This is a genomic window from Streptomyces sp. NPDC002092 (assembly GCF_053593775.1).
In genome coordinates this window covers 1-12,114 of the sequence record NZ_JBSFDG010000046.1, presented here as the reverse complement: position 1 = coordinate 12,114, position 12,114 = coordinate 1, and the positions used below count along the sequence as shown (strand labels likewise).

General features: G+C 70.4%; 13 protein-coding genes. 7 read left to right on the top strand and 6 right to left on the bottom strand.

What is annotated here, in order from left to right; translation table 11 throughout:
- Positions 1-137 precede the first annotated feature (137 nt).
- A complete protein-coding gene (locus ACWCRD_RS44815; RefSeq protein WP_450971438.1) occupies positions 138-1,439 on the top strand; it encodes an MFS transporter in 1,302 nt (433 codons plus the stop codon).
- On the opposite strand, the gene ACWCRD_RS44810 is transcribed toward ACWCRD_RS44815, so the two are convergent.
- On the bottom strand, positions 1,440-1,670 hold the full coding sequence (locus ACWCRD_RS44810; RefSeq protein ID WP_450971437.1) for a hypothetical protein: 231 nt from the start codon (positions 1,668-1,670) through the stop codon (positions 1,440-1,442). It abuts the gene before it with no gap.
- A gap of 58 nt (positions 1,671-1,728) precedes the next feature.
- Between ACWCRD_RS44810 and map the strand changes: the two genes are divergently transcribed.
- Both map and ACWCRD_RS44800 read left to right on the top strand, forming a co-directional pair.
- Positions 1,729-2,586: a type I methionyl aminopeptidase gene (gene map, locus ACWCRD_RS44805; RefSeq protein ID WP_115908504.1), complete on the top strand. Its 858-nt coding sequence runs from the start codon at positions 1,729-1,731 to the stop codon at positions 2,584-2,586.
- Positions 2,587-2,699: 113 nt separating this feature from the next.
- Complete coding sequence (locus tag ACWCRD_RS44800) at positions 2,700-3,347, top strand: biliverdin-producing heme oxygenase (protein WP_450971436.1); 648 nt, start codon at positions 2,700-2,702, stop codon at positions 3,345-3,347.
- Between the two features lie 10 nt (positions 3,348-3,357).
- Here ACWCRD_RS44800 and ACWCRD_RS44795 read toward each other — a convergent pair whose 3' ends face one another.
- Positions 3,358-4,014, bottom strand: coding sequence for a PhzF family phenazine biosynthesis protein (locus tag ACWCRD_RS44795; protein ID WP_450971435.1), 657 nt, complete (start codon positions 4,012-4,014; stop codon positions 3,358-3,360).
- Complete coding sequence (locus ACWCRD_RS44790; RefSeq protein ID WP_450971434.1) at positions 4,007-4,894, bottom strand: hypothetical protein; 888 nt, start codon at positions 4,892-4,894, stop codon at positions 4,007-4,009. Before ACWCRD_RS44790 ends, ACWCRD_RS44795 begins: the two co-directional genes overlap by 8 nt.
- A gap of 264 nt (positions 4,895-5,158) precedes the next feature.
- On the opposite strand from ACWCRD_RS44790, the gene efeO reads away from it, so the two are divergent.
- Genes efeO through ACWCRD_RS44770 form a run of 4 tightly spaced genes read left to right on the top strand, consistent with a single transcriptional unit; the run spans position 5,159 to position 9,428 of the window.
- A complete protein-coding gene (efeO, locus tag ACWCRD_RS44785) occupies positions 5,159-6,298 on the top strand; it encodes an iron uptake system protein EfeO (RefSeq protein WP_450971433.1) in 1,140 nt (379 codons plus the stop codon).
- Between the two features lie 15 nt (positions 6,299-6,313).
- Positions 6,314-7,591 carry an iron uptake transporter deferrochelatase/peroxidase subunit gene (gene efeB, locus ACWCRD_RS44780; protein WP_450971432.1) on the top strand — a complete coding sequence of 426 codons (1,278 nt, stop codon included), beginning with the start codon at positions 6,314-6,316 and terminating at the stop codon, positions 7,589-7,591.
- 3 nt (positions 7,592-7,594) lie between these two features.
- Entirely contained in the window at positions 7,595-8,467 is an 873-nt protein-coding gene (gene efeU / locus ACWCRD_RS44775; RefSeq protein ID WP_450971431.1) for an iron uptake transporter permease EfeU, read from the top strand.
- Positions 8,427-9,428, top strand: a complete 1,002-nt coding sequence (locus tag ACWCRD_RS44770; protein WP_450971430.1) for a hypothetical protein — start codon at positions 8,427-8,429, stop codon at positions 9,426-9,428. The genes efeU and ACWCRD_RS44770 overlap by 41 nt, the downstream gene beginning before the upstream one ends.
- A 106-nt stretch (positions 9,429-9,534) precedes the next feature.
- Here the strand turns inward: ACWCRD_RS44770 and ACWCRD_RS44765 are convergent, their stop codons facing one another.
- The 3 genes from ACWCRD_RS44765 to ACWCRD_RS44755 are packed head-to-tail and all read right to left on the bottom strand — an operon-like array spanning position 9,535 to position 12,007.
- Entirely contained in the window at positions 9,535-10,269 is a 735-nt protein-coding gene (locus ACWCRD_RS44765) for a bifunctional DNA primase/polymerase (RefSeq protein ID WP_450971429.1), read from the bottom strand.
- A gap of 39 nt (positions 10,270-10,308) precedes the next feature.
- A complete protein-coding gene (locus ACWCRD_RS44760; protein ID WP_450971428.1) occupies positions 10,309-10,971 on the bottom strand; it encodes a TetR/AcrR family transcriptional regulator in 663 nt (220 codons plus the stop codon).
- A 40-nt stretch (positions 10,972-11,011) separates the two neighbouring features.
- Positions 11,012-12,007, bottom strand: coding sequence for a small ribosomal subunit Rsm22 family protein (locus ACWCRD_RS44755; RefSeq protein ID WP_450971427.1), 996 nt, complete (start codon positions 12,005-12,007; stop codon positions 11,012-11,014).
- Between the last annotated feature and the right edge of the window lie 107 nt (positions 12,008-12,114).

Genomic DNA, 12,114 nt, shown 5'->3' with positions numbered 1-12,114 from the left:
TGGCCGGCAGAAATTCAGCCCCTCCGGCGTTTGAGGAGCGGGGGTCCGGGGGCTGGCCCCCGGTACGGGACGGGTAGGGGCGGCGGGGGCGAAAAACGGTTGCCTTGGGTGAGCCGCCCCGCCGACCATGGCCCTTCGTGACCACCGACGGCCTGCGCGCCCTCCTCCCCGACCTCACCCCCTGGCGGAACTCCCGCGACTTCCGACGGCTGTGGGTCTCGGGGACGATCTCGAACTTCGGGAGCTTCCTGACGTTCGTCGCACTGCCGGTGCAACTCAAGGAGCTCACCGGGTCCGCGGCAGCGGTCGGCGCGATCGGAGCCGTAGAGCTGCTGCCCCTGCTCGTGTTCGGGCTGTACGGCGGCGCCCTCGCCGACGCACTCGACAAGCGGAAGCTGATCGTATGGACCGAGGCGGGGCAAGGAATGCTCAGCGCGGCGCTGCTCGCCAACGCCCTGCTCCCGCACCCGGCCGTCTGGCCGCTGTACGCCGTCGCCGCCCTGTCCTCCGCCCTCGTCTCCGTACAGCGCCCGGCCATCGACTCCCTCTGGCCCCGGATCGTGGCCCACGAGCACATGCCCGCCGCCTCCGCCCTGAACTCCCTGCGCTGGACGGTCGGCGGCGTCGCAGGCCCGGCGCTGGCGGGCGTGGTGGTGGCGTACGCGGGCCTCGGCTGGGCGTACGGCGCGGACCTCGCGACCTTCGTCGTCTCCGTGCTCCTCATCGTCCGCATCGCCGCCTCCCCTGCCGCGCACGAGGCCGCGAAGCCGTCGCTGAAGGCCATCGCGGAGGGCGCCCGCTACGCCTGGTGCCGCAAGGAACTCCTCGGTACCTACGCCGTCGACCTCGCCGCGATGTTCCTGGCCATGCCGCTCGCCGTACTGCCCTTCCTCGCGGACGAGTTGGACGCGAACTGGGCACTGGGCCTGATGTACGCGTCGGTCCCGTTCGGTTCGATGCTGGTGGGGCTGACCGGCGGCTGGACCTCACGGGTGCACCGGCACGGGCGGATGGTGGTGCTGTCGGCCGCGCTGTGGGGCCTGGCGATCGCGGCCGCCGGCGTCGTCGGCAACGTATGGCTGGTGCTGCTGTTCCTGACCGTGGCCGGCGGCTGCGACATGGTCAGCGGGATCTTCCGCGGGGCCATGTGGAACCAGACGATCCCGGACGAGCTGCGCGGCCGGCTCGCCGGGATCGAGCTGCTGTCGTACTCGGTCGGCCCGACCGTCGGCCAGGTCCGCTCCGGCGGCTTCGCCGCCTGGTGGGGCGTACGGACGTCCGTCTGGTCCGGCGGCCTGCTCTGCGCGGGCGCGGTGGGGCTGCTGGCGCTGTGCCTGCCGAAGCTGATGACGTACGACGTGCGCACGAACGAGCACGCGCTGCGGCTGCGCGACCAGCGGACGGCAGCCGCACCGGCACGGACTGCGGCGCAGGCCTGATCAGTCGTCGTCAGGGGTTCCGGCAGGGGTGTCGTGCCACTTGGGGTCGTTCTCCCACTCGAGGTTGCGCTCGCGCGCCGTCTGCATCGCGTGCTCGGCCTCCTGCCGGGAGGCGTACGGCCCGAAACGGTCCTTGGCGGGGCACTCCGGCCCCTCCTCGACCTTCTTGTGCTCCAGGCAGTAGTACCACTCGCCCGGCTTGCCGACCGTGCGCTTCTTGAACAAGGGCATGACCTGCTCCTCTCGCCACGAACATGTTCCCCCACGCCCGCTCGTTAGACTCACTGGCATGTCTGGCCAGTCGCTGCTCGTCCCAGGGGAGCTGTCCCCCACCCGTTCCGTACCCGGAAACATCCGCCGTCCCGAGTACGTCGGCAAGCCCGCTCCGACGCCGTACACCGGGCCGGAGGTGCAGACGCCCGAGACGATCGAGGCGATGCGGGTCGCCGGCCGGATCGCCGCGCAGGCGATGGAGGAAGCGGCGAAGCTCATCGCGCCGGGCGTCACCACCGACGAACTGGACAAGGTGGCGCACGACTACATGTGCGACCACGGCGCCTACCCGTCGACGCTCGGATACCGCGGCTTCCCCAAGTCCCTGTGCACCTCGGTCAACGAGGTGATCTGCCACGGCATTCCGGACTCGACGGTGCTGCGCGACGGCGACATCGTCAACCTCGACGTGACGGCGTACATCGGCGGAGTGCACGGCGACAACAACGCGACGTACCTGGTGGGCGACGTCGACGAGGAGTCGCGGCTGCTGGTCGAGCGGACCCGCGAGTCGTTGAACCGCGCGATCAAGGCGGTGAAGCCGGGCCGCCAGATCAACATCATCGGCCGGGTCATCGAGTCCTACGCCAAGCGGTTCGGTTACGGGGTGGTCCGCGACTTCACCGGCCACGGCATCAACTCGTCCTTCCACTCCGGCCTGATCATCCCGCACTACGACAGCCCGCACGCGACGACCGTCATGCAGCCCGGGATGACGTTCACCATCGAGCCGATGCTGACCCTCGGGACGCACGAGTACGACATGTGGGACGACGGCTGGACGGTCGTCACGAAGGACCGCAAGCGGACGGCCCAGTTCGAGCACACGCTGGTGGTGACGGAGTCGGGGGCGGAGATCCTCACCCTGCCGTAGCGATCCCTCGGCGATCCCGTAGCGATCTTCGAAGACCCACCCTGCTGCCGGGGCGGGTCTTTTCTCGTACACTTTTACCGACAGCCTGTCGGCAACCTTGAAAGACGGTGCCCATGGACTCCTTCTCGACCGTCATCCGCACCGCGTCCCACGAGCAGCACACCGAGGCGGAGACCTCGACGTTCATGAGCGACCTTTTGGGCGGCCGGCTGGGCGTGGAGGCATACGCGCGCTACACCGAGCAGTTGTGGTTCGTCTACGAGGCCCTGGAAACCGGGGCCGAGCGGCTGGCCTCCGACCCGGTGGCCGGGCCCTTCATCCGGCCGGAACTCTTCCGGCTGGCGGCGCTGCAGCGGGACCTGGCCCATCTGCGGGGTGCCGGATGGCGGGCGGGACTGTCCGCGCTGCCGGCGACACAGGCGTACGCGGCCCGCGTTCGGGAGTGCGCGCTGCGGTGGCCGGCGGGTTACGTCGCCCACCACTACACCCGCTACCTCGGAGACCTCTCCGGCGGGCAGATCATCCGGGACAGGGCGGAGAAGACGTGGGGGTTCGCACGGAAGGGTGACGGGGTGCGGTTCTACGTGTTCGAGGGGCTCGCCAACCCGGCTGCTTTCAAGAGGGGTTACCGGGAACTGCTGGACGGCATCCGGGCGGACGACCTGGAGAAGCAGCGGATCGTCGCCGAGTGCAAGCGAGCGTTCGCCTTGAACACGGCGGTGTTCCGGGCGCTGGGCGAGGAGTTCCCGCTGAGCGCCTAGGGACCGGGCCCTAGCGTTCGGGCTGACGCTCCAAATACACGCGCCCCCCGATCTCGACCCACCCATGAGGCTGCGGAGCCGTAAGGATCTGCGACCCCGCCCCCTGCGTGATATTGAGCGCCCGCCCGAGCCGCTCGGTGAGGAGCAACGCGGCCGCCCCGGTGGCCTCGTCCTCGTCGATGCCGTCGTCCCGGCCAGGAAACCCACGCGCGCGTACCCGCCCCGCCGGTTCGTCCTCCCAGGCCCAGGCGAAGATCCACTCCCCCTTCGGAGGGACGGGCAGGTCGTCGACCTCGGCGGCCGTGGCGTACTGGCGCAATGTGCGCGGCGGGGCCCACTCGGCGCGGGCCTCGATCCAGCTGAACTCCCCGTCCTGGCGTGCCCCGACGAGCCCGGCCGGGGTGACCAGTTCGTCCACGTCGAGGAGCCAGGCCGCGCCGACGCAGGGGTGGCCGGCGAAGGGCAGGCGCAGGGTGGGGGTGTAGATGTCGACGACTCCGCGCTCGGGGTCGTCGACGAACACGGTCTCGCTGAACCCGAGCTTCGCGGCGAACGCCTGTCGCTCCGCCCGATCGGGCATGACGGATCCCTCGCGGACGACACCGAGTTCGTTGCCGTAGCCGCCGTTCGGGGCACAGAAGACGCGGAGCACGTCGTAGTCAGTCACGGGGGCATTGAAACACTGCTCGGGCTGCGAGGTCTTCCCAGGTGGCGGCGCCACCGGAGAGGGGCAGGAAGGGGGTGGGGCCCACGCCGTAGGGGAGGGTGGCGAGGGTTTCGGCGTACGCCTGCTCCAGGGTGGCCCGCCGGCGGTCGACGCCGGGGTCGTCGGGGCGGTCCGCCAGCTGTGCCATGCGGTGCTCGTGCCCCTCGGTCACCTCGTCCGCCACTCGGCGCCAGTCCTCCTCGTCCGGGACCCGGCTCAGCTCCACACCCTCCGGCGTCCGCCCCTCCGCGAGCGCGGCCACCGCCCGGTCGTGGCCGTCGAGGATGACCCAGCCGTCGAGGAAGGTCACCCACCACAGGAGTACGGGCGCGAGGGTGCCCTCACGGGCGTGCCTGCGGTACGCCTTCACGCGCGGCGCGTCCGGCGGCGAGAGCCGGCGCAGGGGCAGGACGCCGTGCCAGCCTCCCCCGCAGTACAGATCCAGCCGGGCGGTCGGCCAGTCCCGGGGGAAGTCCTCGGTCCAGACTCCCGGCTGGAAGACGGCCCGACGGGCCAGTTCCCAGCGTCCGTCCTGGAACGGTGTTCCGTCCGCTTGCTCCATCCAACGGGCGTACTGGTGCACCCAGTTGACCGACGACCGCATGAAAGTCGACCGCAGGGGCGGGAGCGGTGAGCGGTAGCCGTCGAGGCCGTGCAGATACAGCTCCCTGCAGCAGCCGTCACCCGCCGTCCTACCCAGCAGCACGGACCGCTCCTCCTGCCGCAGCAGGATCCGGCCGTCCCCCGCCGTCTCGAAACGCAACGTCGGCAGGTCAGGGCGGTCCTGTACATGCAGCACGAGCCGCCCCGGTCCGAGGAGTTCCCGGCGCCCCCTGTTCATGGGCACAGTCTTACGCCCTTTTACGCCGTCTCCGCGTTCACGCTCCCCCTGATCATCCCGCAACGGACTCCTTGACGTTTGCTTGACTATCGCTTGGGGTGCGCTTTGAGCCACCGTGATCGCCCCGTGCTCATACAGCGTCCATGAGAGCTGAATCACCGCATGGCTGGGTATTACGCAGGCAAGCCTTAGATAAGTTAGGCGAGCCTCACCATGCCTGGGTGAGGCTCGACACGCGATTCTTCGCCAGCCTCAGGAGCCTGCATGCGAGCCGCCAGACTCTCCGTCGTCACCGCCGTCGCCACCGCGGCGGCGCTGACCGCCGTCACCGGGTGCACGGAGAAGAGCAAAGGCGACGGTGACGCCGCGATCCAGGTGACCGCGGCCGACTCCAAGTGCGACACCTCCACCAAGTCGGTGCCGGCCGGTCAGGTCACCCTGAAGATAGAGAACAAGGGCTCCCAGGCGACCGAGGTCGAGATCCTCTTCCCGGACGACCGGATCGTCTCCGAGAAGGAGAACATCGGCTCCGGTACGAAGTACACACTGACCGCCGAGGTGAAGGCCGGCGAGTACGAGATCGCCTGCCGGCCCGGCATGAAGGGCCACGGCGTCCGGCAGAAGCTGACCGTCACCGGGTCCGGCGCCGCCGCCAAGCGGAACCCCAAGCTGGACAAGGCCGTTGCCGACTACCGCGAGTGGGCGCAGGAGCAGGCCGACGCGACCGTCCCGAAGGTGGAGGTCTTCGCCAGGGCCGTCAAGGCCGGCGACCTCAAGGCCGCCCAGGACGCCTACGCCCCCTCCCGCGTCGGCTGGGAGCGCACCGAGCCGATCGCCGAGTCCTTCGGCAACATCGACCCGAAGACCGACACCCGTGCCGACGGCCTGGAGAAGGGACAGAAGTGGACGGGCTGGCACGCGCTGGAGAAGGCGCTGTGGCAGGACAAGAAGATCGGCGCCGAGCAGAAGACCCTCGCCGACCAGCTGGTCACCGATCTGAAGGACTGGCAGCAGCGGGTAGGTAAGGCCGCGATCACCCCGACCTCCATGGCCAACGGTGCCAAGGAGCTCCTCGACGAGGTCGCCACCGGCAAGGTCACCGGCGAGGAGGACCGCTACTCGCACACCGACCTGAGCGACTTCAAGGCCAACGTCGAGGGCGCGCAGCAGGCGTACGAGCTGCTCAAGCCGGTCGCGCAGACCAACGACAAGGCGCTGGCCACCGAGCTCGACAAGCAGTTCGCCGCGCTGAACACGCTGCTGGACAAGTACCGCACCACCAAGACCTCGGACGGCTTCGTCTCGTACGACACCGTCAACGAGACCCAGCGCAAGGAGCTCTCGGACGCGGTGAACGCGCTCGCGGAGCCGCTGTCCAAGCTCGCCGCCGCCGTCGTCAAGTAGGGGACGGACAACACCATGACGGACACCCAGGAAGCCGCCACCACCGAGGCAGGCAAGTCCCAGGCCCCCTCCCGGCGTTCGCTGATCGGCTGGGGCGGGGCGGGGCTCGCGCTCGGTGCCGCCGCGGCCGGCGGTGCGGTCGCGATGACCCGCGCCGGCAACGACGTGGACCCGACGGCCGCCGAGGCCGGAGCCGCGGTCGCCTTCCACGGCGTGAACCAGGCCGGCATCGCCACGCCCGTACAGGACCGGCTGCATTTCGCCGCGTTCGACGTACAGACGGACGACCGCGCCGAGTTCGTGCAGATGCTGAAGGACTGGACGGCGGCCGCGCGCCGGATGACCGGCGGGAAGGCGGTCGGGGAGGGCGCGTACGGCGGTCTCGCCGAGGCCCCGCCGGACGACACCGGTGAGGCGCTGGGCCTCAAGCCCTCGCGACTGACGCTGACGATCGGCTTCGGGCCGTCGCTGTTCGACAAGTTCGGGCTGAAGGACCACCGGCCCGAGGCGCTGGTGGACCTGCCGCAGTTCCCCGGCGAGAACCTCGACAGGAACCGCACCGGCGGCGACCTGTGCATCCAGGCCTGCGCGGACGACCCGCAGGTCGCCGTGCACGCGATCCGCAACCTGGCCCGCATAGGCTTCGGCAAGGTCAACATCCGCTGGTCGCAGCTCGGCTTCGGCAAGACCTCGTCCACGACCCCGGACGCGCAGACCCCGCGCAACCTGATGGGCTTCAAGGACGGCACCCGCAACATCGCGGGCACCGAGACGGACCGTCTGAAGAAGTTCGTGTGGGTCGGCGAGAAGGACGGTCCCGACTGGATGACCGGCGGTTCGTATCTCGTCGCCCGCCGCATCCGCATGCACATCGAGACCTGGGACCGCACCTCGCTGCAGGAGCAGGAGGACGTCTTCGGCCGGGACAAGGGCGAGGGCGCTCCGGTCGGCAAGGCCAAGGAGCACGACAAGCCGTTCCTGAAGGCCATGAAGCCCGACGCGCACGTCCGGCTCGCGCACCCCGACTCCAACAACGGGATCACGATCCTGCGCCGCGGCTACTCCTTCACCGACGGCACCGACGGCCTCGGCCGGCTGGACGCGGGCCTGTTCTTCCTCGCCTACCAGCGGGACGTGCGCAACGGGTTCATCCCGCTGCAGCGCAGGCTGTCGGCGACCGACGCCCTCAACGAGTACATCCAGCACGTGGGTTCGGCCGTGTTCGCCGTTCCGCCCGGCGTCCGTGACAAGGACGACTGGTGGGGCAGCACGCTGTTCTCCAAGGAGGCGTGAGCCGTGTTCTCCAACTACCTGATCGGTCTGCGCGAGGGGCTCGAAGCCAGCCTGGTCGTCTGCATCCTGATCGCCTACCTGGTCAAGACGGGCCGCCGGGACGCCATCCGGCCCATCTGGATCGGCATCGCCATCGCCGTGCTGATCGCGATGGGCTTCGGCTGCGTCCTCGAATTCGGCTCCCAGGAGCTGACGTTCGAGGCACAGGAGGCTCTGGGCGGCTCGCTCTCCGTCGTCGCCGTCTGTCTGGTGACGTGGATGGTGTTCTGGATGCGGCGCACCGCCCGGCATCTGAAGTCGGAGCTGCACGGCAAGCTGGACGCGGCCCTCGCCATGGGCACGGGCGCCCTGGTCGCCACCGCGTTCCTCGCCGTCGGCCGTGAGGGCCTGGAGACCGCCCTGTTCGTGTGGGCCTCGGTGCACGCGGCCAGCGACGGCACCCCGCGCCCCCTGATCGGCGTGGCGCTGGGCCTGGCGACGGCGGTCCTCCTGGGCTGGCTGTTCTACCGCGGCGCCCTGAAGATCAACCTCGCGAAGTTCTTCACCTGGACCGGCGGCATGCTGGTCGTCGTGGCCGCGGGCGTGCTGGCGTACGGCTTCCACGACCTTCAGGAGGCCGACTGGATCCCCGGCCTGACGCACCTGGCGTTCGACATCAGCGACACCATCCCGCCGGACAGCTGGTACGGCACCCTCCTCAAGGGCGTGTTCAACTTCCAGCCGGACCCGACCGTCCTTCAGGTCACGGTGTGGCTGCTGTACCTGATCCCGACGCTCACGCTGTTCTTCGCCCCGGTAGGGTTCGCCTCCGGGAAGGGGAAGGTGAAGACACCTGATGAGCAGGGATCGCGGCCCTCGAAGGCTCCGCAGGCTTGAGCGAAGTGCACTGATTGCGGCCTCGGTGAGCGCTTTGTCGTTGACGGCGAGCGGTTGTGTGGTGGTGCACGGGGAGCGCGAGGTGCTCCCCTCCTCCACCCGCGCCGAGGCGGCCAGGGCGCTCGCGCAGTTCACGTCCGCGTACAACAAGGCGGACAAGGCGTACGACAGTTCGCTCGACGCCGACCATGTCACCGGCGCCCTGGGCGACATCGACGCGGCCCGCCTCAAGGCCGGTCACACGCTCAGCCCGTCCGGCAACCCGGCGCACACACCGCTGCGGCTGACCGACGTGACGTACACGATCCCGAAGAAGGCGGGCTGGCCCCGCTGGTTCGTCGTGGAGGCCCAGGGCAACAAGGGCGGCAATCTGCACTGGCTGCTGGTGTTCCACCGCGACGGTCTGGGCCGGCCGTGGAAGGTAGCGTATCTGACGCTCATCCGCCCCGGCACGCTACCGAAGGTGAAGAAGGACGCGGCGGGCTGGGCCGAGGCCGTACCGGCGAACTCCACCGAATTCGCCGTCCCGCCGGGGGACTTGAGCAAGGACTACGCGTCCTACCTGAAGAACGGCGGGAAGGTCTTCGCCCCGGGTGCGCACACCGACCAGTGGCGTGCCGAGCGCAAGAAGCTGTCCAAGAAGCCGGGCCTGGTCACGCAGTTCATCGACGAGCCGCTCATCAGCGGCAGCTACGCCCCCCTGGCGCTGCGCACGGAGGACGGCGGTGCGCTGGTCTTCTTCACCAACCGCCGCTACGAGAAGCAGACCGCCGCCACGGGCACCTCGATCCCGGCACAGACCGCGAGCGTGAAGGCGCTGACCACCGGCGAGATCAAGCAGTCGCTGACGCTGGAGTTCATGTCGAACGGGGTGGCCCTGGACCCACAGCAAGGCTCGGGCGGCGACCAGGTGTCGGTCCTGTCTCGGTTGGAGGGGCTGACGTCCGCGCAGGGCTCATAGACGCGCTCCCAAAGGGGCGCGGAACTGTATTCGATCTGCGGCTACCGCCGCGTGGGCGCGACCAGCCACGATGGCGCCGCAGACGACCAACGGCCCCGCGGAGCGCTCAGTGCCGCAGGGGCCAGCCCGCACCCGCCTGATCGGCCTCCTCACCCGCATACCGTGCGCAGGCATCCGTGAGGATCTCCAGCAGACTCAGCGGATCGGGCAGCGGATGCTCAAGCCCCCGCACCCAGTGCACGCTCGCCTCACCGGGCAGCCGGGCGGGCGGTACGAGGACGTAGGAGCCACGGCAGTGCCACCGCAGCCCCGGATGTTCGTCCATCGTCTCCGGGTGGCAGTCCAGCTCGCACGGCCACCACTCGTCCTCGTCCTCGGGAGTACCCCGGGTGAGGGTGAAGAACAGCAGGCGCCCGTCGTCGCTCTCGGCGACGGGCCCGACCTCGATCCCGGAGGCGAGCAGCCGCTCCAGCGCCTCCCGGCCCGCCTCCAGAGGCAGGTCGAGGACGTCGTGCACCATACCGGTCGCGGTGATGAAGTTGGCCTGCGGCTGGTGGCGGGCCCAGCGCTCGATCTGGGCGCGGTCGGTGGTGGACTGTGTCTGCCAGGCGAACGAAACGGGGTGCCGGGCCGGGGTGGGACAGCCCACGCGGTCGCAGGAACAGCGGTAGCCGGGGGCGGGATGCGCGGCGGGGGCGAGCGGCAGACCCGCTCCGGCGGCGGCGAGCAGCAGGGCCTCACGGCCGGCGTCGTCGGCGCCGGTCTCCTTCGGGCGGCGGCCACGCAGCCACTGGGAGAGTTTGCCCTGCCGGCCGTTCCGGCCGCCCAACTCCGCGCTCATCCATCACCCTCGCCTCGCTGTCGTGCGCAACAGCATGCCTTATGGTCCCACCGCGCCGTGCTCCGGGGTGCCAGAAGGGACATCCGGGGTACGAGGGGCAAGACCGTGCAGGGCGTACTCGACGAGGGTGTCCGTGTAGGCGTACGAGATCGGTCCCGTGTGCTGCAGCCAGCGCTGGGCGAGGGGTGAGACGAACAGCTCCAGGGCGATCCGCGGGTCGGCCTCGGGGCGGACCTGACCGGCTTCCTGCGCGGAACGCAGCCGGTCGACGTACAGCTGGAGCGAGGGTTCGAGGAGCTTGGCCACGAACTCCCGGCCGAGCTGCTCGTTGACGAGGCCCTCGGCGGCCAGCGCCCGGGAGGGCACCTCGAACCGGGGGTCCTTCAGCTGGTCGACGGTGATCCGCAGCACGGCCTTGAGGTCGGCGGCGAGGTCGCCGGTGTCCGGGATGACGTACGGCTCCTGGCCCGCCTCCCGGGCCGCCTGCGCACTGAGGTCGAGGAACGCCTCCAGCAGGACGTCGGCCTTCGACCCCCACCAGCGGTAGATCGTCTGCTTGCCGACGCCGGCCCGGGCGGCGATGCCCTCGATGGTCGTCCTCGGGTAGCCGATCTCACCGACCAGTGCGAGGGCGGCGTCGTAGATCGCGCGACGGGACCTCTCGCTGCGGCGGGTGACGTCGGGGGCGGGCTTCTTGACCATGGACCGACGGTACCGGCTCGTGGTGCAACGGCATGCGGTTCTACGACTGAGAGGTGTACGGCGGCCAGGGGTCGCCCCAGTCCGCGTCCCGGGCCGCCTTGTAGAGGTCGCCGTGGCGTTTGGTGACCGTGGTGCGGCCGAGGGAGGGTTCGGTCTCGCACAGGTCCAGGAGCACCTGACCCTTGCGGATCTGGGGCTTGCGCACGACACGGTGGGGCGCCGGTGCCACCGGGAAGCGGGCGGCGGCCACATAGCTGAACTTCTCGTCCTCGTACGGCAGGGAGCCGCCCTTGACCTGGCGGTGCAGGGAGGAACGGCTGACCCGGGCCGCGAAGTGGCACCAGTCCGTGCCGGGGACGATCGGGCAGCCGGCGCTGTGCGGGCAGGGCGCGGCGACGTGGAACCCGGCCGCGATCAGACGGTCACGGGCCTCGATGACCCGGGTGTACCCGGCGGGGGTGCCGGCCTCGACGATCACGACGGCCTGCGCGGCGGCCGCTGCGGCGTCGACGAGGGCGGTGCGGTCGGGTTCGGTGAGTTCGTTGAGGACGTAGGAGACGGTGAGGAGGTCTGTGTCGTCGAGGGTGAGGGCGGCGCCGATGCGGGCGCGTCGCCAACTGGCCTGCCGGAGGGCCGGGTTGGCGTGGGCGATTTCCTTGCCGAGGGTCAGGGCGGGCTCGGCCCAGTCGAGGACGGTGACCGGGCGGGTGCCGTCCCAGGTGGCGGTGACGGCCCAGGTGGCGGCGCCGGTGCCGCCGCCGAGGTCGGTGTGGCTGCCGGGTGTCCAGCCGGGCACGGCGTCGGCGAACGCCTCCAGCGCCGAGTGCACGGCCTCGAAGGTGGCGGGCATGCGGTAGGCGGCGTAGGCGGCCACGTCTGCGCGGTCGCGGAGGATGGGGGCGTCGGTGGGGGTGGCTCCGCGGTAGTTGGCGATGAGGCGGTCGACGGCCTGGGCGGCCTGCCTGGGCGGGAGGCCGTCGAGAAGGCCGGCAAGACTGCGGCGCAGGGCTTCGGCCGGGGCTACGGGGTCGTTCACCCGCCGATTCTATTTCGCCCCCGCCGCCCCTACCCGTCCCGTCCCGGGGGCCAGCCCCCGGACCCCCGCTCCTCAAACGCCGGAGGGGCTGAATTTTCTGCCGGCCG